Source organism: Nocardioides pyridinolyticus (assembly GCF_054653575.1).
On sequence record NZ_BAAIFY010000012.1, the window covers coordinates 74036 to 97168 of the forward strand.

The following is a 23133-nucleotide window of genomic DNA, read 5'->3' on the forward strand; positions in this document are numbered from 1 at the left end:
ACGGTCTTAACAGGCTCCGACCCGGCCGACCTCGGCGGTCACGACCGCGAGCGCCTCGTCGATGCGCGCCGCGTCGGTGCCGCCGCCCTGCGCGACGTCGGCCTTGCCGCCGCCCTTGCCGCCGACCAGCGGCCCGACGGCGCGGACCAGGTCGTTCGCACTGAGTCCGCGGGCCTGGGCCTCCTCGTTGAGCGCGGCCACCACGGAGACCTTGCCGTCGGCGGCCCCGATGACGACGACCACGCCGGGCTCGCCCTGCGGCAGGCGGCCGCGGACGTCGAGCGCGAGCGTGCGGACGTCGCCGCCGCCCGCTCCGTCGGCGCGGTGTGCGACCAGGTTGACCGGCCCGACCTTCGCCGCACCCGCCGCGAGCTCGCCGCCGGCGGCCAGCAGCTGGCCGAGGCGGACCTTCTCGATCTCCTTCTCCGCGGCGCGGAGCTTCTCGACGATGTCGTTGACCCGCTCGGGCAGCTGCTCCGGGCGCACCTTGAGCGTCTCGGAGAGCTGGTTGACCAGCACGTGCTCGCGCGCCAGGAAGCGGTAGGCGTCGCTGCCGACCAGCGCCTCGACGCGGCGCACGCCCGACCCGATGGAGGACTCGCCGAGCAGCTTGATCACGCCGAGCTTGCCGGAGCTGCCGGCGTGCGTGCCGCCGCACAGCTCGCGCGCCCAGTCGCCGACCGAGACGACACGCACCTGGTCGCCGTACTTCTCGCCGAAGAGGGCCATCGCCCCGGAGGCCACCGCCTCCTTCTGGGTCATGATCTCGGCGTGCACCGCGAGGTCGTCGAGGACGACGTCGTTGACGCGCGCCTCGACGTCGGCCATCACCGACGCCGGCACCGCGCCGGTCGCGGAGAAGTCGAAGCGGAAGCGGCCGGGCGCGTTCTCCGAGCCCGCCTGGGTCGCGGTCTCCCCGAGCGCCTCGCGGAACGCCTTGTGGACCATGTGGGTCGCCGTGTGCGCCCGGGAGATCGAGCGCCGGCGCTCCACGTCCACGAGCGCCTGGGCCGACAGTCCGGCGGTGACCTCGCCCTCGAGCACCCGCACGTGGTGCGCGATCACGCCGGTCACCGGCGACTGGACGTCGAGCACCTCGAGCTTCGCGCCGTTCGCGAGCTCGATCACGCCCTGGTCGGCGAGCTGGCCGCCGCCCTCGGCGTAGAACGGCGTGCGGTCGAGGACCACCTCGACCAGCTCGCCCGGTCCCGCCGAGCGCACGACGCCACCGTCGGCGACGATGCCGCGCAGCGTGCCCTCGTCGGTGACGGTCTGGTAGCCGGTGAACTCGACCGGACGGCCCATCTCGTCGGCGACCTCGCGGTAGGCCGACGCGTCGCGGTGCTGGCCCTTCTTGGCCCGCGCGTCGTCCTTCGCGCGCTGGCGCTGCTCGTTCATCAGCCGGCGGAAGCCGTCCTCGTCGACGGACAGGCCCTGCTCCGCCGCCATCTCCAGGGTCAGGTCGATCGGGAAGCCGTAGGTGTCGTGCAGCGCGAACGCACGGTCACCCGACAGCTGGCTGCCGCCACCCTGCTTCACCTCGGTCGCGGCCAGGTCGAAGATCTGGGTGCCCGCCCGCAGCGTCTGGCGGAACGCCTGCTCCTCGGCGTACGCGACCGTCGAGATCCGCTCCCAGTCCTGGTGCAGCTGGCGGTAGGTCTCGCCCATCTTGTCGCGGCTGACCGGGAAGAGCTCGGGCAGCGCCGGGTCCTCATAGCCGAGCAGCCGCACCGAGCGGACCGCGCGGCGCAGCAGCCGGCGCAGGACGTAGCCGCGCGCCTCGTTGCCGGGCGTGACGCCGTCCGCGATCAGCATCATCGAACTGCGGACGTGGTCGGCGACGACCCGGAACCGGACGTCGTCCTCGGGGTTCGCGCCGTACCGGCGGCCGGTGAGCTCCATGGCCCGCTCGATCACCGGGAACATCACGTCGATCTCGTACATGTTGTCGACGCCCTGGAGCATGAACGCGACGCGCTCGAGACCCATGCCGGTGTCGATGTTCTTCTTGGGCAGCGAGCCGGCGATGTCGAAGTCCTCCTTGGACCGCACCGCGGACAGCTCGTCCTGCATGAAGACGAGGTTCCAGAACTCCAGGTACCGGTCCTCCGCGGAGAAGTCGCCCGCGGGGCCGTAGGCGTCGCCGCGGTCGATGAGGATCTCCGAGCACGGGCCTCCCGGCCCGGGCACGCCCATCGACCAGTAGTTCTCCTTGGGCCCCAGGCGGATGATCCGGTCGTCCGGCAGGCCGGTGATCTTGCGCCAGAGTCCGAGCGCCTCGTCGTCGCCCTCGAGGATCGAGGGGTACAGCCGGCTCTCCTCGAAGCCGAAGCCGCCGTCGGCGATCGGCTTGGTCACGAGCTCCCAGGCGAGCTCGATCGCGCCCTCCTTGAAGTAGTCGCCGAACGAGAAGTTGCCGCACATCTCGAAGAACGTGCCGTGGCGGGTGGTCTTGCCGACGTCCTCGATGTCCGGGGTGCGCACGCACTTCTGCACGCTCGTCGCGCGGGGGTAGGGCGGCAACTCCTGCCCGAGGAAGTAGGGCTTGAACGGCACCATGCCGGCGTTGACGAACAGCAGGTTCGGGTCGTCGAGCAGCAGCGATGCGGACGGGACCGGGGTGTGCCCGTGCGACTCGAAGTGAGCCACGAACCTCCGGCGAATCTCCGCGGTGTCCATCAGTTGCTGCCTTCCTGCTCCTGGTTGGTGGCCGGGACCGCCTTATGGCGGCCACCGGTGAGCTCGGGTGTCCCATGAGGCACGAGGCCCAGCCGCTCGCGCAACTCCGATTCCTTGTCCGACCGGCCCTGGGCGACCTCGTCGCGGAACATGCGAGCCCCCAGCTCGAGAGCCCCGACCCGGTCCTTGAGACCGTCGACGGTGAACGCCTCCGCCGCGCGCCGGCCGCGCACCATCACGTAGACGGCGGAGCCGGCCCCGGCGACGAACCAGAGCCCACGCCTCATGCCGCCGACCCCTCCTCGTCGAGCTCGGCCCGCTGGCGGGCCTGCCGCTCCCGGACGGCCTCGCGGGTGTCGGCCTTGCGCTCCTTGCGGGCCCGCCGGACCTCGCGCTTCATCTCGAACCGGATCCGGTTGCGCGACTCCGCGTCGAGTGCCCGGCGTACGCCATGCGCGAGCGACACCGCCTTGACCGCGGTCTCCCGCAGGACCAGGTCGGCGAACGGCGCGCCGGCTCCTCGGGGTGCCGGCTGCGGCTCCGGCTCGGCCGTCCCCAGGTCGGTGATGACGTACCCGACCTCGGCGTCGGTCTCTGACCGGATGGTCCGCTCCGGCCGCGCCACCCGCCGCTCGAGCTCGTCGAGCTGGGTGCGCAGCGCGGCGGTCTCCGCGCGGGCCGCGGCGAGCTCCCGGTCGGTCCGGGACCGGGCGCGCAGCAGCGCGGCACCGAGCGCCAGCGCGACCAGCGCCGGGCCCACGGCCACCACGGGCACGATCCAGTCCTGCATGGTCACCGACCCTATCGCGCGGTCAATCGCCGCGGATCAGCCGCCGGACCCGCTCCCACCGCTCCTTGATCGCGGCCTCGGCGCCGAGGGTCGTCGGCTGGTAGTACGCGCGGTCGAGGACCACGTCGGGGGCGTACTGCTGCTCGGCGATGCCGAACGGCTCGTCGTGGCTGTACTTGTAGGTCGCGCCGTGGCCGATCTTCTTCGCCCCGGAGTAGTGCGCGTCGCGCAGGTGCGGTGGGACCTGGCCGATCTTGCCCGCCCGGACGTCGGCGATCGCCGCACCGATCGCGGTCGTGACCGCGTTCGACTTCGGCGCGACGGCCAGGGCGATCGTGGCGTGCGCGAGGGTCAGCTGCGCCTCGGGCATCCCGATCAGCTGGACGGTCTGCGCGGCCGCGACGGCGGTCTGGAGCGCGGTCGGGTCCGCGAGGCCGATGTCCTCGGAGGCCAGGATCATCAGCCGGCGCGCGATGAAGCGCGGGTCCTCCCCCGCCTCGATCATCCGGGCGAGGTAGTGCAGGGCGGCGTCGGCGTCGGAGCCGCGCACCGACTTGATGAACGCGCTGACCACGTCGTAGTGCTGGTCTCCCTGGCGGTCGTAGCGCACGGCGGCCCGATCGACCGCCGTCTCGGCGGTGGTGAGGTCGACGGTGTCGAGGCCCTGCGAGGCGGCGCTGCCGGCGGCGGCCTCGAGGTAGGTGAGCGAGCGGCGGGCGTCGCCGCCGGCGAGCCGGACGAGGTGCTCCAGCGCTTCGTCGTCGACCTTGATCGCCCCGCCGAGCCCGCGCTCGTCCGCGATCGCCTGGTCGAGCACGGCCCGCACGTCGTCGTCGGTGAGGGACTCCAGCCGGAGCAGCAGGCTGCGCGAGAGCAGCGGCGAGATCACGCTGAAGAAGGGGTTCTCGGTCGTCGCGGCGATGAGCGTGACCCAGCGGTTCTCCACGCCGGGCAGCAGCGCGTCCTGCTGGGCCTTGCTGAAGCGGTGCACCTCGTCGACGAACAGCACGGTCTCGCGGCCACCGGCCACGAGCTCGGCGCGGGCCGCGTCGATCGCCGCGCGCACCTCCTTGACGCCGGCCGAGACCGCCGACACCTCGACGAAGCGGCGGTCGGTCTGGTTGCTGACGATCGAGGCGATCGTGGTCTTGCCGGTCCCCGGCGGGCCCCACAGCAGCAGCGACATCGACTGGTCCCCCTCGACCAGCCGGCGCAGGGGTGAGCCGGCGGCCCGCAGCTGCTCCTGGCCCACCAGCTCGTCGAGCGTGCGCGGACGCATGCGGACGGCCAGGGGCGCCGACGCGTGGGTGTTCGCGTTCAGCGAGCCGCCCCCGGTCCGGCCTCCTGTCGAGGAGGCGGAGCCGGGGGCGTCGAAGAGTCCGTCGTCCACCCGCTCAGGCTAGTGCGCGCTGGCGACGGTCAGGCGCTCGCCATCGTCTTGCGGTTCAGGTCGAACCACGTGTCCGCGTAGCCCGGCTCGTTGCCGAGCGCCGGGGACGGGGTCGCACCCGGGTCCGGCGTACCGGTGTCGTCCACGCCGAGCAGCGAGGCCGTGACCGGACGCTCGGGGTGGTTGCCCAGCTCGCCCGCGAAGTGGCAGGCGACCTTGTGCCGCTTGCCGATCTGGAGCAGCGGCGGCTCGACCCGTGCGCAGATCTCCTGCGCCAGCGGGCAGCGGGTGCGGAACCGGCAGCCCGAGGGCGGGTTGATGGGGCTCGGGACGTCGCCCTGGAGGCGGATGCGCTCGCGGCGCCCGCCGATCGCCGCCTGCTTCACGTCCGGCACCGCCGACAGCAGCGCCTGCGTGTAGGGGTGGTTCGGGCGGTTGTAGAGCGTCTCCCGGTCGGCGATCTCGACGATCTTGCCGAGGTACATGACCGCGATCTCCGGGCAGAAGTGCCGGACGACTGCGAGGTCGTGCGCCACGAACAGGAAGGCGATCCCGAACTCCTTCTGGAGGTCCTGGAGCAGGTTGACTACCTGCGCCTGGATCGAGACGTCCAAGGCCGAGACGGGCTCGTCGGCCACCAGCAGCTTCGGCTGGAGGGTCAGTGCCCGGGCGATGCCGATGCGCTGCCGCTGTCCGCCCGAGAACTCGTGCGGGTACCGGTTGTAGTGCTCGGGGTTGAGACCGACGGTCTCCAGGAGCTCCTGCACGCGCGGGAGGATCTTCTTCTTCGGCACGATCCTGTGGATCGCCAGCGGCGCCCCGACGATCGAGCCGACAGTCTGCCGCGGGTTCAACGAGGTGTACGGGTCCTGGAAGATCATCTGGATCTCGCGCCGCAACGGCTTGAGTCCGCGCGCCGAAGTCTTCGCGATGTCCTTGCCCTCGAAGAGGATCGAGCCGCTGGTCGGCTCATAGAGGCGGGTGATCATCCGTCCGGTCGTCGACTTGCCGCAGCCCGACTCGCCTACCAGGCCCAGCGAACCGCCCGCCGGCACCTGGAAGGAGACGCCGTCGACGGCCTGCACGTGGCCGATGGTCCGCCGGACCAGTCCCGAGGACTTCACCGGGAAGTACATCCGGAGGTCCCTGACCTCCAGGATCGGCTCTGCGTGCGGGTCGAACTCGGTCGGCGCGTGACCGACGACGTCCGTCGCGATCTCGTTGCTGTCGATCCCGGTCCCGTCACCCTCGCCGGGGTGCGGGTCGTCGGTCGGCATGCCGGCACCTGCCGACAGCTGGTCGTTCATCGTTCCTCCACCAGGTCTGGCGCGATCTCCGGCAGGACCTCTCGTTCGAACACGGCATCGGGGTTGGCGAGGTGACACCGCTTGAGGTGCGTCTCGCTCCGTGTGCCCGGGGCCAGCTCGGGCAGGACCGTCGTGCACAGGTCGCCGGGCACCTTGTCGCGATGCAGGCACCGCGGATGGAAGGCGCAGCCCGACGGCGGCGACAGCAGACTCGGCGGGTTGCCGGGGATCGGGATGAGCTGCGCCGAGGTGTCCCCACTGACGTCCGGGACGCTCGAGAGCAGGCCCCAGGTGTAGGGCATCTCCGGATGCGTGAGGATCTCCTTGGTCGTGCCGTACTCCACGGCTCGGCCGGCGTACATCACCAGGACGTCGTCGGCCATCTCGGCCACGACACCCAGGTCGTGGGTGATGATGATGATCGCCGACTCGAACTCCTTCTGGAGATCCTGGAGGAGGTCGAGGATCTGCGCCTGCACCGTCACGTCGAGCGCGGTGGTGGGCTCGTCGGCGATGACCAGGCTCGGGTTGTTGATCAGCCCCATCGCGATCATGGCGCGCTGACGCATGCCTCCCGAGAACTGGTGCGGATAGTCGTCCACGCGACGGTCCGGCTGCGGAATGCCGACTCGGTCGAGCATCTCGATCGCCCGCTTGCGCGCCGCCTTCTTGCTGACCTCGTGATGCACCCGGTAGGCCTCGGAGATCTGAGCGCCGACGCGGAAGTAGGGGTGCAGGGAGGAGAGCGGGTCCTGGAAGATCATGCTCACCTCCCGCCCCCGCTTGGCTCGCATCTCGGCGTCGGAAAGGCTGAGCAGGTCGGTGCCGTCGAGAACGATGCGACCACTGACGCGCGCGGCGCTCCCTCTGTGCAGCCCCAGGATCGCGGAGCTGGACACCGACTTGCCCGACCCGGACTCGCCCACGATGCCGAGCGTCTTGCCGCGCTGCAGGTCGAACGACAGACCGTCCGTCGCCTTGACCACGCCGTCTGCAGTCGGGAAGTGGACCTTGAGGTCGCGGACGCTGAGGAAGGGTTCCATGAGTTCGGCTCCGTTCAGCCCAGCCGCACGCGCGGGTCGATGAAGGCGTAGGACACGTCGACGATGATGTTGGCCAGGATGACGAAGGCACCGGCCACCAGCACCACGCCGACGATGGTCGGCAGGTCGAACGCGGCGTTGGCCTGGACGGTGAGGAGTCCGAGCCCTGGGTAGGAGAAGACGTACTCCGTGATGATCGCTCCACCGAGCAGGGTGGCGAAGTCGAGACCCGCCATCGTGACCAACGGGGTGAGCGCCGCCCGCAACCCGTGCTTGAAGAGCACGGTGCGCTGCGGAAGGCCCTTGGCGCGAGCGGTGCGGATGTAGTCCTCACCCATGGACTCGAGCACGAACGCCCGGCTCATGCGCACGTAGCCGGCGATGAACACCAGCGCCAGCGTGAACGCAGGCATGATCAGGTTCGAGAACCATCCCCAGACGCCGCCGTCCGCGATGGTCGTGTAGTTCGGGTACGGGAACACCGCCCACTTGACCGCGAGGTACTTCAGGAAGAACGCGCCGATGAAGAAGGTCGGGAAGGCGTAGGCGACCAGCGTCAGACCGACGACGCCGCGATCGAGCAAGGATCCCTTGTAGACGGCAGCCAGTACGCCGAACAGCACCCCGCACACCAGCCACATCACCAGCGCGACCAGGGCGAGCGACATCGAGACGGGCGCGGCGTCCGCGACCAGTTCGTTCACCGTCGACGAGTTCAGGTGCGAGTAGCCCAGGCACGGCGGCCCGCAGTGGGTCACGCCGCTGGGGAGAGCCTCACGCAGCTCCGGGTCGGCGGGGAAGTCGCGGCCCACGACGAGTCCCTTGGCGAACGCGGTGAACTGGGTCGTGATCGGCTGGTCATAGCCGAGCGCCTTCTCCGCCTGGTTGATCTGCTCCTGGCTGCAGTTCTTGCCGCAGGCCAGCCGCGCTGCGTCGATCGGCGTGGCGAAGAACAGCACGAACGTGATCATGGTCAGGGCCAGCAAGAGGCCGATGCCCACGATGCAACGACGCACGATGTATGCCCACATCGGTCCGACTCACTTTCTGCTGCTCAGAGATGCTCGCGATCAGCCGCCGAACCAGAGCGGCGGCCGATCGCGTGCGTGATCGGGTGGGGCGGGTGTCGACACCCGCCCCACCCGCGGGTGGTGCGACTCAGCTCAGCGTCACTGCTCGACGCCGATGAGCCCGATCTCCGGATAGGAGGACGACGCGGCGGTCGTCGTGAAACCGGTGACCTTGCTGCCGTGCAGCCAGTTGAAGCTGGTGATCTCCAGCGGGATGTAGGCGTAGTCCTCACCGAGGATCAGGTCGGCCTCCTGCAGCGCCGCGACCTGGGCGTCGATGTCCGGGGCGTTGGCCGCCTCGTCCACCTTGGCCTCGAACTCGTCGCTCTGGTAGCAGCCGTAGTCCTGGCCACAGGTCGTCGGCGAGAAGTTCGGACGGCTGTCGAACAGCGGCGGCAGCACCGTCGACATCGACGGCCAGTCGGCGCCCCAGCCGGCCCAGGTGATGTCGAACTCGTCGTCCGGCCGAGCGATCACGTCGTAGTAGGTGTCGCCCTGCGGCGCCAGTGTGGTCTTGAAACCGGCGGCGTCCCACGCCTCCTTGACGGCAGCGAAGGCGCTGTCCATCGTCGGCGAGGCCTGGTAGGCGACGGTGATCGGGTACGGCATCTCGACGCCGGCCTCCTCGAGGATAGCCTTCGCTGCCTCGGGGTCACCGTTGTTGTCGTTGTCGTTGGCGAACGCCGGGTTGTCCTGAGCGCCGGAGACGCCCGGGTTGACGATGGTCTCGCCGGGAACGCCGACCTTCTCGCCACCGAGGGCGGTGAGGTAGCTGTTCAGGTCGAGGCCCACGGCCAGCGCCTCACGGACCGCCGGGTCCTTGAGACGGTTGAAGTTCGGCACCAGGTAGGAGTTGTACGGCGACTCCACGTTGAGGTACCGGTCCAGGACGGGGCCCTGGAGCGCAGGGAACTGCGGCGGGGCCACGCGAGCGGTGGTGATCGCGGTCTGGTCAGCGGGCGCGTCTGCGATCAGACGGTCGTTGAACAGCTCACCGGCGGTGTCCGACGGGTCGATCTGGTAGTCGATCTCGTCCGGCAGGGCCAGGCGCAGGGCCTCGGGGTCATCGGTGGAGGGGTCGTACTCCTCATTGCGGACCAGCGTCGCACCGGAGTTCTTCGACCACATGCCGCCCTCGACCTTGTACGGGCCGTTGGAGAGCACCTTCCACTGCGACTTCGCGCCGTCGTCGAACTCCTTCTTGTACGGGTCGGTCATCATCATGCCCGCGACCGCCTGCGGGAAGTCCGCCCAAGGCTTGTTGAACCGGAACGTGATGGTCTTGCCGTCACAGCTCACCGCGTCCTCGTAGGCCGCCTGCTGCTCCGGGGTCGCCTTGTACGGGCCGGGGTAGTCCTCGACATCGATGTAGCTCAGCGTGTAGTTCGGCCCCCCGGTGATGAGGTCGTTCGCGAACACGCGGCTGGTGCCGTACTGGACGTCCTCACAGGTGATGTCGGAGCCGTCCTCCCAGCGCACACCGTCCTTGAGGGTGAACGACCAGACCTTGCCGCCCTCGGACGAGGTGCCGGTGTCGGTGGCCAGGTCCGGGACCGGGGTCGTGGCGACCTCGCCGTCCTCGGACATCGGGAACGCGAGGAGGCCGCGGTAAATGAGGCGGCGGAACCAGGCGAGCTCGACGCCGTAGTAGATGCGCTGCGGATCCGAGGCCTCGTACGGGAAGTGCTGTAGGACGGTGAGCGTGCCGCCCTTGGCACCTGCAGCGGCATCGTTCTCCGGCCCGGGGCCGTCGTCCCCGCCACCGCAGGCAGCCAGTGTCAGACCGAGAGCTGCGGCCACGGATGCGGCGACTGCCCCCCTCAGTTTCCTACGCATGTTTCCTCCTTCTATGTGCGCGGTTGCGGCACATTCCGGCGACGCGATGTCGCCGAAGTCGGTGCTGGGACGCCGAGACGGCATCTATCGGTTGGCCTTCGGGTCGAGCGCGTCGCGCAGACCGTCGCCGAGCAGGTTGAAGCAGATGACGATGGTGGCGATGAGGATCGCCGGGACGAAGAAGTAGACCGGGGCGTACTGGGCATAGCCGATCGAGTCGGCCAGGATGTTGCCCAGCGTCGGCGTCGGGGGCTTGATGCTGACCCCGAGGAAGCTGAGGGCGGCCTCGGCCGAGACGAAGGCCGGCAGGATCAGGGTGAAGCTGACGAGGATCGGCGCCCACAGGTTGGGCAGGATCTCACGGAAGTAGATGCGCATCCGCGAGGCTCCGAGGAGGGTCGAGGCATGGACGAACTCCTGCTCTCGGATGGACAGCACCTGCCCGCGGACCAGGCGGGCGATGCTGGTCCAGCCGAACAGGCCGAGCACCAAGATGACATAGAGCGCCGCCGACGGGTCGCCGGAGGGGACGCCGGCCTTCTCGAGCAGCAGGATGCCGACCGCCGAGAACGCCAGCAGCATCAGTGTCTGCGGGAACGCGAGGGTGAGGTCGATGACGCGGCCGATGATCGCGTCGACCCAGCCGCCCGACGCACCCGAGACGATGCCGAGCACGACCCCGATGAAGACCGCGATGAGGGTCGCAGCGATCGAGATGCCGAGCGAGAAGCTGATGCCGTACCAGACCCGGGACATCAGGTCGCGGCCCGTGCGGGGGTCGATCCCGAGCGGGTGCTCGGAGGAGATGCCACCCCACGAACCCTCGGGGAGCGTGTTCGCATCGAGCAGGTTCTGGTTCAAGCTGAAGGGGTCGAGCACGCCGGACTTCACCAAGACGGGCGCAGCGATCGCCGCCAGGAAGTACAGAGCCACCACCGTCAACGACACCATCGACAGCTTGTCCTTGCGGAACCGAGCCATCGCGAGCCGCGTCGGGGACTTGCTGACGACCGAGCCAGAGCTCTCGGGGGTCGCCTGGGGCTCCCCTCCCTCGCCGCTGAGCAGATGGCCGCTCAGCTCGCTGCTCGGCGTCGTCATCGTCACCCCATTCACACTGAGAAGTCAGGCGCGATACAAGACGTGGTCCGAGCGCCGCGGGCGACTCTACGCCACCGCTTGGGGCAGAGCGATGACCCGCGGGTAACGATCTGGTCTCGACAGATGGACAGTCCTGTCCGGCCGATCAGGCTCGACCCGGGACGTCCTTCGCCAAGAGGGCGTCGATCCCTGCTTCCTTGCGCTGATCGGCTGTGATGGGCGCAGGAGCCGAGGTGAGCGGGTCGAAGCCGCCACCGGACTTGGGGAACGCGATGACGTCGCGGATCGAGTCGGTCCCCGCGAGCAGCGCGACGACGCGGTCCCAGCCGAACGCGATGCCGCCGTGCGGCGGCGCGCCGTACTTGAACGCCTCGAGCAGGAAGCCGAACTTCTCCTCCGCCTCGGCCTCGCCGATGCCCATCACGGAGAAGACGCGCTTCTGGATGTCCTCGCGGTGGATACGGATGGACCCGCCGCCGATCTCGTTGCCGTTGCAGACGATGTCGTAGGCCCACGCGAGCGCGTTGCCGGGGTCCTGGTCGAACGTGTCGGGGTCCTGGGGGCTGGTGAACGCGTGGTGCACCGCGGTCCACGCCCCGCCGCCGACCGCGACGTCGCCCGCGGCGGTCGCCTCGTCGGCCGGCTCGAACAGGGGGGCGTCGACGACCCACAGGAAGCTCCACGCGCTCTCGTCGATGAGGCCGCAGCGGCGACCGATCTCGAGGCGCGCGGCCCCGAGCAGGGAGCGGCTCGACTTCACCGGGCCCGCGGCGAAGAAGACGCAGTCGCCGGGCTGGGCGCCGACGTGCGCGGCGAGGCCGGCCTTCTCCTCGTCGGTGATGTTCTTCGAGACCGGGCCGGTCAGCTCGCCGTCCTCCTGGACCAGCACGTAGGCCAGGCCCCGGGCACCGCGCTGCTTGGCCCATTCCTGCCAGGCGTCGAGCTGCTTGCGCGGCTGGCTCGCTCCCCCGGGCATGACGACAGCGCCGACGTACGGCGCCTGGAACACGCGGAAGGGCGTGTCCTTGAAGTACTCGGTGCAGTCGACGAGCTCCTGGCCCATGCGCAGGTCCGGCTTGTCGGAGCCGTAGCGGGCCATCGCCTCGGCGTAGGTCATCCGCGGCAGCGGGACCGGGACATCGTGGCCGACCAGCCGCCAGAGCGCGACCAGGATCTCCTCGGCGACCGCGATGACGTCGTCCTGCTCGACGAAGCTCATCTCGATGTCGAGCTGGGTGAACTCGGGCTGGCGGTCGGCGCGGAAGTCCTCGTCGCGGTAGCAGCGCGCGATCTGGAAGTAGCGCTCCATGCCGGCGACCATCAGCAGCTGCTTGAACAGCTGCGGGCTCTGCGGCAGGGCGTACCAGCTGCCGGGCTGGAGGCGCGCCGGGACCAGGAAGTCACGCGCGCCCTCGGGCGTCGACCGGGTGAGGGTGGGCGTCTCGATCTCGACGAAGTCGTGGCGGTCGAGCACATCGCGCGCGGCCTTGTTGACCTGGCTGCGCAGGCGGATCGCGTGGTTCGGGCCGGAGCGGCGCAGGTCGAGGTAGCGGTGCTTGAGCCGCGCCTCCTCGCCGACGTCGACGTGGTCGCTGATCGGGAACGGCAGCGGCGCCGCGGAGCTGAGCACCTCGACCTCGGTGGCGACGACCTCGATCTCACCGGTGGCGAGGTTGGGGTTCTCGTTGCCCTCCTTGCGGCGGGCGACCTCGCCGGTGACCTTGATGCAGTACTCCGCCCGCAGGTGGTGCGCGACCTCCTCGTCGCGGATGACGACCTGGACGACGCCGCTCGCCTCGCGCAGGTCGATGAAGGCCACGCCGCCGTGATCGCGCCGGTTGGCCACCCATCCCGCGAGGGTGACGGTCTGGCCGGCGTGCTCAGCGCGGAGGGCGCCGGCGTCCTGGGTGCGGATCACTGCTCTTGCTCCTTCATCGTGACCTGCGGTCGCAGGTCCTCGGCGGGTGGGGTCCAGGCGGCGGGATCGGCCGCCACCTGCTCCCCCGAACGGATGTCCTTGACCTCGTGGGTGTCGCCCGGGAACCACACGTAGGGGATGCCCCGGCGCTCGGCGTACCGGATCTGCTTGCCGAACTTCTGCGGGCTCGCGGCCACCTCGCACGGGACGCCCCGCGCGCGCAGCGCCGTCGCCACGGCGTCGCTCGCGGGCCGGCTCTCCTCGTCGGCGAGCGCGACCAGCACCGCGCTCGGCACCTTGCGGTCCGAGCCGAGCAGGCCACGGCTCATCAGCGGCACCAGGGAGCGGCTGATCCCGAACGAGATGCCGACGCCCGGGTAGGTGCTGCGGCCGTCGGAGGCGAGCGCGTCGTAGCGCCCTCCCCCGCCGACGGACTTCAGGAACTCGAAGCCGACCATGTAGATCTCGAAGACGGTGCCGGTGTAGTAGTCGAGGCCTCGCGCCAGGCTGAGGCTCGCCTCGACCTCGAACCGGTCGCTGCGGACGCTGGCGCAGCCGTCGATGACGGCGGCGAGCTCGGCCAGGCCGGTGTCGAGCAGCTCGTGGTCGACCCGCAGCTCCCGCACCTGCTCGACGAAGGAGGTGTCGCTCGTGGTGATCCGCGCGAGCGCGAGGCACTGCTGGACCTGCTCGTCGCCGAGGCCGGCGTCGCGCCCGAGCAGCGCGGCGACCTCCTTCTCCGGGAGCTTGTCGAGCTTGTCGATGATCGTGATGACCGCCTGCGGGTCCTCCGCGCCGATGCCGCGGTAGAAGCCCTCGATCAGCTTCCGGTTGTTGACCCGGAGCCGCAGCGGCGGCAGCGGCAGGCCGGACAGCGCCTCGGCCATCACGCGGGCGACCTCGACGTCGAAGTGGAAGGGCAGCTCGTCCTTCATCACCACGTCGATGTCGGCCTGGGTGAACTCGCGGTAGCGACCCTCCTGCGGCCGCTCACCCCGCCAGGCCTTCTGGATCTGGAACCGGCGGAAGGGGAACTCGAGCTTGCCGGCGTTCTCCAGCACGTAGCGCGCGAAGGGGACGGTCAGGTCGAAGTGCAGGCCCATGCCGGAGTCGGTGCCGGCGTCCGCCTCCTGGAGGCGTCGCAGGACGTAGACCTCCTTGGAGGTCTCGCCCTTGCGGAGCAGCTGGTCCATGGGCTCGACGGCGCGGGTCTCGATGCCGGCGAAGCCGTGCAGCTCGAAGGTACGGCGCAGGGTGTCGATCACCTGCTGCTCGACGAAGCGCTGCTCGGGCAGCAGCTCGGGGAACCCGCTGAGCGGGGTCGGCTTGGCATTCATGGGTTCAGAGACCTCGAGTGGTCTGGGTGGAGTCGCCGCTGGAGAGCAGGTCGAGCAGGAAGGGGTTGGTCGCGCGCTCGCGGCCGATCGACGTCTGCTCGCCGTGTCCGGGCAGGACCACGACGTCGTCGGGCAGGGTCAGCACCTTGCTGGCGAGGCTGCGCAGCATCGTCGGGTGGTCGCCACCGGGCAGGTCGGTGCGTCCGATCGACCCCGCGAAGAGCAGGTCGCCGGAGAACATCACCTCGGAGACGTCCTCGCGCTGGTACGGCGAGCGGAAGGTCACCGATCCCTCGGTGTGGCCGGGCGCGTGGTCGACGACGAAGCGCAGGCCGGCCAGCTCCAGCTCCTGGCCGTCGCCGAGCTCCTGGACGTCGTCGGGCTCGGCGAACTCGTACTTCCCCCCGAGCAGCATCTGGGTCGTCTCGCGGGACATGCCGGCCATCGGGTTCGCCAGCAGGTGGCGGTCGGCCGGGTGGATCCAGGCGGTCGCGTCGTAGGTGCCGGCGACCGGGGCGACGCACCACATGTGGTCGACGTGGCCGTGGGTCACCAGCACGGCGACCGGCTTGAGCCGGTGCTCGCGGACGACCTGGGCGACGCCGTCGGCGGCGTCCTTGCCGGGGTCGATGACCACGCACTCGTTGCCCGGGCCGGTGGCGGCCACGTAGCAGTTCGTGCCCCACGGACCCGCGGGGAAGCCGGCGATCAACACCCCGGCAGCCTACCGATGACGCGGGGGCAGCGCCGCACCGGTGTGCCGGTGCGACGCCGGGGCGGGCGACTCCTCGTCCGCCCATGCGGCGGTGCCACCCGTCGGCGCCAGCACCACCAGCGTGCCCGCCGCGAGAGCGGCCGCCACCTGCTTCACTCTGCTCGTCGTGCTCATGTCCGCCGTCCTTGCTCGCTCGTGAGCGCCACCGCGGTCGCCCGCGTCGATCCTGCGGGCGGCAGGTGGACGCGAGAATGATCCGCGCGGGTGGTCGGGATGGCAGGTATCTGGCAGAGATCCAGCGCCTCCGGCGAGGGCCATTAGCATGGTCTCGACACGACCAGGGATGCGAGCGGAGTGCACTGTGACGAGCCACGATTGGGGCCGCGTCGACGACGACGGCACCGTCTACGTGAAGACCGACGACGGCGAGCGTTCCGTCGGCCAGTACCCCGAGGGCACCCCGGAGGAGGCGCTGAAGTTCTTCACGGAGCGGTACGACGCGCTCGCGTTCGAGGTCGACCTGCTCGAGCAGCGGATCAAGTCGGGGGTGATGTCCCCCGACGAGGCCGCCACCTCGGTCCGCACGGTCCGCGAGCAGGTCACCGAGGCGAACGCCGTCGGGGACCTCGCCGGCCTCGCCGCCCGCCTCGACGCCCTCAGCCCGGTGCTGGAGAGCCAGCGCGAGGCCCGCAAGGCCGAGCGCGCCCAGCGCTCGGCGGAGGCCCGCGCCGGCAAGGAGCGCATCGTCACCGAGGCCGAGCAACTGGCCTCCGGCAACGACTGGCGCAACGGCGCCAACCGGATGCGCGAGCTGCTCGACGAGTGGAAGACGCTCCCCCGCATCGACCGGTCGTCCGACGACGCGCTCTGGCGGCGCTTCTCCACCGCCCGCACGTCGTACACCCGGCGCCGCAAGGCGCACTTCGCCGAGCAGCACGAGAAGCGCGACCAGGCCCGCTCGGTCAAGGAGCGCCTGGTCGTCGAGGCCGAGGAGCTGGCGACCTCCACGGACTGGGGCCCGATGGCGGGCCGCTACCGCGACCTGATGCGCCAGTGGAAGGCCGCCGGCCCGGCGCCCCGCGACGTGGACGAGGCGCTGTGGAAGCGCTTCCGCGGAGCGCAGGACACGTTCTTCGGTGCCCGCGACGCCGCAGCCGCCGAGCAGGACCAGGAGTTCGCCGCGAACGCCGAGGTGAAGGAGCAGCTCCTCGCCGAGGCCGAGGCCCTGCTGCCGGTCTCCGACGTCGAGGCCGCCAAGCGCGCCTTCCGCGACATCGCCGAGCGCTGGGACGCCGCGGGCAAGGTGCCGCGCGACCGGATGCGCGAGCTCGAGGGCCGCATCCGCCGCGTCGAGCAGGAGATCCGCAGCATCGAGGACGAGCAGTGGCGCAAGTCGGACCCCGAGAAGTCCGCCCGCGCCGACGACATGGTCTCCAAGCTCGAGGCCGCCATCGCCCAGGTCGAGGCCGACCTGGAGAAGGCCCGCTCCGCCGGGAACGACAAGTTGGTCAGGGAGCTCGAGGAGAACCTCGAGTCCCGTCAGTCCTTCCTCGAGATGGCCAAACGGGCTTCGGCCGACTTCTCGTAGGTCTCGATAGCTCTACGCGTGCGGCCACAAGGCGCCGGTCCGAAGGCGACCTTCGAGCGGAGCGGGTCGTCGAGCGCCGGCAACGCCGCGGACGCTCCGTAGAGCTACTGAGTGACGCGGTAGGCGTCGAAGACGCCGGGCACGGAGCGCACCGCCTTGAGCACGGTGTCGAGGTGCTTGGCCTCGGCCATCTCGAAGGTGAACCGGCTCTTCGCGACCCGGTCGCGGGTCGTCGAGAGGTTCGCGCTGAGGATGTCGACGTGGGCGTCGGAGAGCGCCATCGTGATGTCCGAGAGGAGCCGGGCCCGGTCGAGCGCCTCGACCTGGATGTTGACCAGGAAGCTCGACTGTCCGGTCGGGGCCCACTCGACGTCGAGGAGCCGCTCCGGCTGGGACTGGAGGCTGTTGGCGTTGGTGCAGTTCTGCCGGTGCACGGACACGCCCCCACCCTTGGTGACGAAGCCGAGGATGGGGTCCGGCGGCACCGGCGTACAGCACTTGGCGAGCTTCACCCACACGTCCGGAGCGCCCTTGACGATCACGCCCGAGTCACCGCCCGGCTGCACCTTCGACCGGCCGCGCCGGCCGGTGATCGTCACGCCCTCGGAGAGGTCCTCCGCCGCGCCCTCGTCGCCTCCGTGGAGGTCGATGACCCGGCGTACGACGGCCTGGGCGCTGATGTTGCCCTCGCCGACGGCCGCGTAGATCGCCGACACGTCGGCGAGCTTGAAGTGGACCGCGGCCAGCATCAGTGCCTCGTGGGACATCAGGCGCTTGAGCGGGAGCCCCTCCTTGCGCATCAGCTTGGCGATCTGCTCCTTGCCGCGGTCGATCGCCTCCTCGCGTCGCTCCTTGGTGAACCACTGGCGGATCTTGGAGCGCGCGCGCGGGGACTTCACGAAGCCGAGCCAGTCGCGCGACGGCCCGGCGGTCGGCGCCTTCGAGGTGAAGACCTCGACCACGTCGCCGTTCTCCAGGCCGGACTCCAGCGGCACCAGCCGGCCGTTGACCCGGGCACCGATCGTGTGGTGGCCGACCTCGGTGTGGACGGCGTAGGCGAAGTCGACCGGTGTGGCGCCGGTCGGCAGCGCGATCACGTCGCCCCGCGGGGTGAAGACGTAGACCTCGGCGCGGTTGATCTCGAAGCGGAGCGACTCGAGGAACTCCCCCGGGTCCTCGACCTCGTTCTGCCAGTCCAGCAGCTGCCGGACCCAGGTCATGTCGTCGAGGTCGCCGGCGCGGTCGGTGTCGACGCCGGCGCGGCCGTCCTCCTTGTACTTCCAGTGCGCCGCGACGCCGTACTCCGCGCGGCGGTGCTGGGCGAACGTGCGGATCTGGAGCTCGACGGGCTTGCCCTGCGGGCCGATGACCGTCGTGTGCAGCGACTGGTACATGTTGAACTTCGGCATCGCGACGTAGTCCTTGAACCGGCCGAGCACGGGGTTCCAGCGGGCGTGCAGGATGCCGAGCACGGTGTAGCAGTCGCGGTCGTTCTCGACGAGGACGCGGATGCCGACCAGGTCGTAGATGTCGGAGAAGTCGCGGCCCCCGACGATCATCTTCTGGTAGATCGAGTAGTAGTGCTTCGGCCGGCCGGTGACGGTCGCCTTCACCTTCGCGTCGCGCAGGTCGGCCTCGACCTGGGCGATCACCTCGGCGAGGAACTGGTCGCGCGAGGGCGCCCGCTCGGCGACCATCCGGACGATCTCGTCGTAGATCTTGGGGTGCAGGGTCGCGAACGCGAGGTCCTCCAGCTCCCACTTGATGGTGTTCATGCCCAGCCGGTGGGCCAGCGGGGCGTAGATGTCGAGCGTCTCGCGCGCGACCCGCTCCTGGGTCTCCTGCTTGACGTAGCGCAGCGTGCGCATGTTGTGGAGACGGTCGGCGAGCTTGATCACCAGCACCCGGATGTCGCGCGACATCGCGACGATCATCTTGCGGATGGTCTCGGCCTGCGCCGAGTCGCCGTACTTGACCTTGTCGAGCTTGGTCACGCCGTCGACCAGCTGCGCCACCTCGTCACCGAAGTCCTGCCGGACCTGCTCGAGGGTGTACGGCGTGTCCTCGACCGTGTCGTGGAGCAGCGCCGCGGCGAGGGTCGGCTCGGTCATGCCGATGTCCGCGAGGATCGTCGTCACCGCGAGCGGGTGCGTGATGTAGGGGTCGCCGCTCTTGCGGGTCTGCGTGCCGTGCAGCCGCTCGGCGGTGAGGTAGGCGCGCTCCAGCAGCGCCAGGTCGGCCTTGGGGTGGTTGGCGCGCACCGAGCGGAACAGCGGCTCGAGGACCGGGTTGGCCGACTGGTTGCGGGTGCCCATCCGGGCCAGCCGCGCCCGCATGCTCCGGGTGGAGGACGCCGTCTCCGGCGCGCGCCGCTCCCGCTCGACTGCCCGGGCGGTGCGTTCCTCCGTCACAGGGTTCAGTCTACGTACGACTCATACCGTCAGGAGGGCGGTCACGGGTACGTCGCCGACCGCCTCGCGGCCGGCCAGGAAGCCGAGCTCCATCAGCACCGCGATCCCGTGCACCTCGGCCCCGCACTTGGCGACCAGGTCGAGCGTCGCCCTCGCCGTGCCGCCGGTGGCGAGCACGTCGTCGACGAGCAGCACGCGCTCCCCCGGCTCGAGCGCGTCACGGTGCACCTCGAGCGTCGCCTCGCCGTACTCCAGCGCGTAGGAGACGGCGTAGGTCTCGCGCGGCAGCTTGCCGGCCTTGCGGACCGGCACGAAGCCGACGCCGAGCGCCAGCGCGACCGGGGCGCCGAGGATGAAGCCTCGTGACTCCATGCCGAGCACCTTGTCGACCATCGGACGACCGGCGTCGTCACGCGCCGGCGCGGCCAGGGCGGCCACGACCGTCTCCAGTGCGGCGTGGTCCGCGAGCAGCGGCGTGATGTCCTTGAAGAGGATCCCGGGCTCGGGGAAGTCGGGGACGTCGGCGATCAGCGCGAGCGCCGCGGCCAGTCTCTCCTCCCCCGGCCCGGGTGCCGTCACTTCTTGCCTCGCTTGGACTTCGGCTGGCGGGTGGGCTGCTGGCGACCGGAGGCGCCGCTCTGCCGCACCGGCCGGTTGGCCTCCGGCACGTTGCGGCCACGGCCCATCGCCTCCGGAGCGCGCTGCTCGCGCACCGGCGGCGCCGCGCCCCCGACGGGCGCGTCCTCGGCCAGGTCGGGACCCGGCTCCTCGTGGACGGGCATGTCCTCGGTGAACGCCGGAACGTTCGCGTAGCGGTCCGCGTCGTGGCGGGCCCGCGACTGGGCGCGCTTGTCGGAGAGCTGGACCGACGCCTCCGCGCCCTTCATCTGCACCAGGATGCGCGGCGCGATGAAGATCGACGAGAACAGCCCGGCGGCCATGCCGACGAACTGCGCGAGCGCCAGGTCCTTGAGCGAGCTGGCGCCCAGCTGGATCGTGCTGACGTAGAGGATCGCACCGATCGGGATCAGCGCCACGATCGAGGTGTTGATCGAGCGCACCAGGGTCTGGTTGACCGCGAGGTTCGCGGCCTGGGCGTAGGTCTGGCCCTTCTGCCGCAGCTCGTGGGTGTTCTCGCGCACCTTGTCGAACACGACGACCGTGTCGTACATCGAGAAGCCGAGGATGGCGAGCAGACCGGTCACCGCGGCAGGCGTCACCGGGAAGCCGGACAGTGCATAGATACCGACGGTGAGCGCGATGTCGTGGAACAGCGCGATGAGCGCGGCGACCGACATCTTCCACTCACGGAAGTAGGCCCAGATGAACAGCACGACGAGGCCCAGGAAGATGACGACGCCGATGATGGCGCGCTCCGCGACCTCCTTGCCCCAGCTGGCGCCGATCTCGTCCTGGGAGATGTCCTCTCCGGTCGGGTCGACACCGGTGACGTCGGCGATGATCCCGCGGATCACCTCGTCGTCGGCGTCCGAGACGTCCTCGACCTGGATGATGATCGAGCTCTCGCCGGACGTCGTGACGGTCGGCTCGGCGTTGAAGTCGAGCTCGGGCGACCCACCGATCTCGTCACGGAGGGTGTCCGCGGTGTCCTGGCCCGAGACGCTCGAGGACAGGTTGTCGATCCGGTACTGGGTGCCGCCGGTGAACTCGATGCCGAAGTTCAGGCCCTTGACGACCACCACGAGGATCGCCAGGCCGACCAGGGCGCCCGAGATGGAGTACCAGAGCGCCCGGTGGCCGACGAAGTCGTAGGACTTGCGGCCCTGGTAGAGGTCGTTGCCGAGCCTCGAGAACTTCCCCATCAGGCCCTCCCCTCCACGTTGACGCGATCGATGCCGAGCGTGCCGGCGCTGAGGCCGGACAGCGTGCCACCGCCGTTGAAGAACCGGAACCGGGCCAGGTAGGACACCAGCGGCTTGGTGAACCAGAACAGCACCGCGAGGTCGATCAGTGTCGACAGACCGAGCGCGAAGCCGAAGCCCTTCACCACGCCGGTGGCGAAGATGTAGAGCACCGCGGCCGACAGCAGCGAGACGACGTTGGCTGCGACGCGGGTCTTGCGGGCTCGCTTCCAGCCGGTCTCCACCGCGACCCGCATCGACCTGCCTTCGCGCATCTCGTCACGGATGCGTTCGAAGAAGATGACGAAGGAGTCCGCGATGACACCGACGCCGATGATGAGGCCGGCGATACCGGGCAGCGTCAGCGTGAAGCCGGCGGTCTTGGCGAGCAGCAGCACCAGCGCGAAGGTGACGGCCGCGGAGACGATGAGCGACGCGAGCACCACCAGGCCGAGGCCGCGGTAGTAGAGCAGGCAGTAGATCATCACGAGGAGCAGGCCGAGCGCAGCGGCGGTCAGGCCGGCCTTGAGCTGGTTGCCGGCCAGCGACGGCCCGACGTCCTCGTAGGTGGTGTCGTCGGTGAACGAGATGGGCAGCGAGCCGAACTTGAGGCTGGTGGCGAGGTCCTTCGCCTCCGTCTCGGTGAAGTCGCCGCTGATCTGGGCGTCGCCGCCCGTGATCACGCCGTCGAAGCCCGGGAAGCTGATGACGTTGCCATCGAGCACGATCGCGAACTGCTGCTCGGTGCCGACCATCTGCCGGGAGAGGTCCGCGAAGACCTGCCGGCCCTCGCCACCGATGGACAGGTTGACCTGCCAGCCGACGCCGCCCTGCGGCACGCCCGCGGTGGCGTCGGTGAGGTCGGTGCCCTCGAGCGCGGCCGGGGAGAGGAGGAACTTCACGTCGGCGTACTCGCCGGTGCCGCAGGTGACCAGCGGCTGGTCAGGGTCGTCGACGATCGGCTCGGTGGCCGGGCAGGTGTAGGCGTGGTAGGCCCGAACCGACTTCGCGTCGGGGTTGGCCATGAAGGCCAGCGCCTCCGTCGCGGGGTTGGTGTCCTCACCGGCCCCCCCGCTCGGCTGGTCGCTCGGCGCGTCCGACGGGGAGGGCGACGGGGAGGGCGAGTCCGACGCCTGGTCGTTGCTCTTCGCGTCCGCGAGGAACGCCGGGCGGTTCTTGGCGGAGCCGTCCTTCTTGCTCTTCTGCTTGCCCGGCGACGCGGACGGCGACTCGGAGGGGGCGGGCGTCTCGGACGCACCCAGGTCGCCGAGCGGGTCCTGGACCGGGTTCTGCGTCGGGTCGGCGCCACAGGGACCCGGGGAGAGCGACGAGCAGGCCACGACCCGGAAGCGCAGCTGGGCCTGGCGCTCGACGACGTCGACGAGGTCGCGGCGGTTGTCACCGGGGATCTCGACCACGATGAAGCGGCCGCTCTGGGTGGTCACCTCGGACTCGGCGACGCCCGTGGCGTTCACGCGCGCATCGATGATCGCCTTCGCCTCTTCGAGGCTCTCCGCCGTGGGGTCGCCCTCGGCGGTCAGCGTGATGCGCGTGCCGCCCTGGAGGTCCAGGCCGAGGGCCGGCTTCCAGTTGCCGGCGAGTGCCACGAGCCCGTAGAGGACGGCCACGCCGAGCAGGAAGACGAGCACCTTGCGTCCGGCGTGCTTGGCGCTGCCGCCCTTACGTGCCATGTCAGCTCTCCTCGGGCCCGGCGTTCCTGCCGGGCGGGTCCTCGTGCGCCGGCGCGGCCGGGTCCTCCGGCTGCTCCGCCTTGGTCGCGATCGTGCCGACCGCACCGCGGGCGACCTTGATCACGACGCCCTCGGCGACGCGCAGGCGGAGGTGGTCATCCTCCACACCGGCGACGACGCCGTAGACGCCCGAGGTCAGCACGACCTCGTCACCTACGGACAACGACGACTGCATGCGTCCGAGTTCCTTCTGACGCTTGCTGGCGGGGCGGATGATGAAGAGCCAGAAGAGCAGGGCGATGCCGATCAGCGGCAAGAACTCCACGACGAAACGACCTCTCGAGCGACAAGCAGGGGTGCGGCGCAGCCCAGACCGGGCGACCGACGACGGGCAAGTC

General features: G+C 70.2%; 19 protein-coding genes. 1 reads left to right on the forward strand and 18 read right to left on the reverse strand.

The features are described 5' to 3' along the window. Positions 1-6 precede the first annotated feature (6 nt). The 13 genes from alaS to ACYQ0U_RS12425 all read right to left on the reverse strand — a co-directional run bounded on the left by alaS (position 7) and on the right by ACYQ0U_RS12425 (position 15357). Positions 7-2679: an alanine--tRNA ligase gene (gene alaS / locus ACYQ0U_RS12365; protein ID WP_459973236.1), complete on the reverse strand. Its 2673-nt coding sequence runs from the start codon at positions 2677-2679 to the stop codon at positions 7-9. Further along, positions 2679-2966, reverse strand: coding sequence for a DUF6167 family protein (locus ACYQ0U_RS12370; RefSeq protein ID WP_459973238.1), 288 nt, complete (start codon positions 2964-2966; stop codon positions 2679-2681). Before ACYQ0U_RS12370 ends, alaS begins: the two co-directional genes overlap by 1 nt. Continuing rightward, positions 2963-3469 carry a hypothetical protein gene (locus tag ACYQ0U_RS12375; RefSeq protein WP_459973240.1) on the reverse strand — a complete coding sequence of 169 codons (507 nt, stop codon included), beginning with the start codon at positions 3467-3469 and terminating at the stop codon, positions 2963-2965. The genes ACYQ0U_RS12370 and ACYQ0U_RS12375 overlap by 4 nt, the downstream gene beginning before the upstream one ends. A gap of 22 nt (positions 3470-3491) precedes the next feature. Next, positions 3492-4859, reverse strand: coding sequence for a replication-associated recombination protein A (locus ACYQ0U_RS12380; RefSeq protein ID WP_459973242.1), 1368 nt, complete (start codon positions 4857-4859; stop codon positions 3492-3494). A 29-nt stretch (positions 4860-4888) separates the two neighbouring features. Beyond that, positions 4889-5995, reverse strand: coding sequence for an ABC transporter ATP-binding protein (locus ACYQ0U_RS12385; RefSeq protein WP_459973332.1), 1107 nt, complete (start codon positions 5993-5995; stop codon positions 4889-4891). A gap of 167 nt (positions 5996-6162) precedes the next feature. After that, the gene (locus ACYQ0U_RS12390) at positions 6163-7209 is read right to left on the reverse strand and encodes an ABC transporter ATP-binding protein (RefSeq protein WP_459973244.1); all 1047 of its coding nucleotides are present in this window, start codon (positions 7207-7209) and stop codon (positions 6163-6165) included. Positions 7210-7223: 14 nt separating this feature from the next. Beyond that, positions 7224-8240: an ABC transporter permease gene (locus ACYQ0U_RS12395; protein ID WP_459973246.1), complete on the reverse strand. Its 1017-nt coding sequence runs from the start codon at positions 8238-8240 to the stop codon at positions 7224-7226. A 138-nt stretch (positions 8241-8378) separates the two neighbouring features. After that, the gene (locus tag ACYQ0U_RS12400; protein ID WP_459973250.1) at positions 8379-10079 is read right to left on the reverse strand and encodes an ABC transporter substrate-binding protein; all 1701 of its coding nucleotides are present in this window, start codon (positions 10077-10079) and stop codon (positions 8379-8381) included. Positions 10080-10199: 120 nt separating this feature from the next. Beyond that, a complete protein-coding gene (locus ACYQ0U_RS12405; protein ID WP_459973252.1) occupies positions 10200-11213 on the reverse strand; it encodes an ABC transporter permease in 1014 nt (337 codons plus the stop codon). Positions 11214-11358: 145 nt separating this feature from the next. After that, positions 11359-13131: an aspartate--tRNA ligase gene (gene aspS, locus ACYQ0U_RS12410; RefSeq protein WP_459973255.1), complete on the reverse strand. Its 1773-nt coding sequence runs from the start codon at positions 13129-13131 to the stop codon at positions 11359-11361. After that, entirely contained in the window at positions 13128-14468 is a 1341-nt protein-coding gene (gene hisS, locus ACYQ0U_RS12415) for a histidine--tRNA ligase (RefSeq protein ID WP_459973257.1), read from the reverse strand. The genes aspS and hisS overlap by 4 nt, the downstream gene beginning before the upstream one ends. 4 nt (positions 14469-14472) lie before the next feature. Continuing rightward, a complete protein-coding gene (locus ACYQ0U_RS12420; RefSeq protein WP_459973259.1) occupies positions 14473-15183 on the reverse strand; it encodes an MBL fold metallo-hydrolase in 711 nt (236 codons plus the stop codon). Positions 15184-15192: 9 nt separating this feature from the next. Further along, on the reverse strand, positions 15193-15357 hold the full coding sequence (locus ACYQ0U_RS12425; protein WP_459973261.1) for a hypothetical protein: 165 nt from the start codon (positions 15355-15357) through the stop codon (positions 15193-15195). A 187-nt stretch (positions 15358-15544) separates the two neighbouring features. On the opposite strand from ACYQ0U_RS12425, the gene ACYQ0U_RS12430 reads away from it, so the two are divergent. Next, positions 15545-16771: a DUF349 domain-containing protein gene (locus ACYQ0U_RS12430; RefSeq protein ID WP_459973263.1), complete on the forward strand. Its 1227-nt coding sequence runs from the start codon at positions 15545-15547 to the stop codon at positions 16769-16771. Between the two features lie 104 nt (positions 16772-16875). On the opposite strand, the gene ACYQ0U_RS12435 is transcribed toward ACYQ0U_RS12430, so the two are convergent. The 5 genes from ACYQ0U_RS12435 to yajC form a co-directional block, all read right to left on the reverse strand. After that, positions 16876-19107, reverse strand: a complete 2232-nt coding sequence (locus ACYQ0U_RS12435; RefSeq protein WP_459973334.1) for a RelA/SpoT family protein — start codon at positions 19105-19107, stop codon at positions 16876-16878. Positions 19108-19203: 96 nt separating this feature from the next. Continuing rightward, the gene (locus ACYQ0U_RS12440; protein ID WP_459973336.1) at positions 19204-19731 is read right to left on the reverse strand and encodes an adenine phosphoribosyltransferase; all 528 of its coding nucleotides are present in this window, start codon (positions 19729-19731) and stop codon (positions 19204-19206) included. A gap of 26 nt (positions 19732-19757) precedes the next feature. Next, positions 19758-21005 (reverse strand): protein translocase subunit SecF, encoded by a 1248-nt coding sequence (gene secF / locus ACYQ0U_RS12445; protein WP_459973265.1) that lies wholly within the window; start codon positions 21003-21005, stop codon positions 19758-19760. Next, complete coding sequence (gene secD, locus ACYQ0U_RS12450; RefSeq protein ID WP_459973267.1) at positions 21005-22735, reverse strand: protein translocase subunit SecD; 1731 nt, start codon at positions 22733-22735, stop codon at positions 21005-21007. Before secD ends, secF begins: the two co-directional genes overlap by 1 nt. A gap of 1 nt (position 22736) precedes the next feature. Beyond that, positions 22737-23060, reverse strand: coding sequence for a preprotein translocase subunit YajC (gene yajC / locus ACYQ0U_RS12455; protein ID WP_459973269.1), 324 nt, complete (start codon positions 23058-23060; stop codon positions 22737-22739). Between the last annotated feature and the right edge of the window lie 73 nt (positions 23061-23133).

Coding starts and splice junctions, on each gene's coding strand:
- ACYQ0U_RS12435 (WP_459973334.1), bottom strand. CDS start 19,107: ATGCGGGCGCGGCTGGCCCGGATGGGCACCCGCAACCAGTCGGCCAAC.
- hisS (WP_459973257.1), bottom strand. CDS start 14,468: ATGAATGCCAAGCCGACCCCGCTCAGCGGGTTCCCCGAGCTGCTGCCC.
- secD (WP_459973267.1), bottom strand. CDS start 22,735: ATGGCACGTAAGGGCGGCAGCGCCAAGCACGCCGGACGCAAGGTGCTC.
- alaS (WP_459973236.1), bottom strand. CDS start 2,679: ATGGACACCGCGGAGATTCGCCGGAGGTTCGTGGCTCACTTCGAGTCG.
- secF (WP_459973265.1), bottom strand. CDS start 21,005: ATGGGGAAGTTCTCGAGGCTCGGCAACGACCTCTACCAGGGCCGCAAG.
- ACYQ0U_RS12395 (WP_459973246.1), bottom strand. CDS start 8,240: ATGTGGGCATACATCGTGCGTCGTTGCATCGTGGGCATCGGCCTCTTG.
- ACYQ0U_RS12390 (WP_459973244.1), bottom strand. CDS start 7,209: ATGGAACCCTTCCTCAGCGTCCGCGACCTCAAGGTCCACTTCCCGACT.
- ACYQ0U_RS12370 (WP_459973238.1), bottom strand. CDS start 2,966: ATGAGGCGTGGGCTCTGGTTCGTCGCCGGGGCCGGCTCCGCCGTCTAC.
- ACYQ0U_RS12385 (WP_459973332.1), bottom strand. CDS start 5,995: ATGTACTTCCCGGTGAAGTCCTCGGGACTGGTCCGGCGGACCATCGGC.
- ACYQ0U_RS12425 (WP_459973261.1), bottom strand. CDS start 15,357: ATGAGCACGACGAGCAGAGTGAAGCAGGTGGCGGCCGCTCTCGCGGCG.
- ACYQ0U_RS12375 (WP_459973240.1), bottom strand. CDS start 3,469: ATGCAGGACTGGATCGTGCCCGTGGTGGCCGTGGGCCCGGCGCTGGTC.
- ACYQ0U_RS12405 (WP_459973252.1), bottom strand. CDS start 11,213: ATGACGACGCCGAGCAGCGAGCTGAGCGGCCATCTGCTCAGCGGCGAG.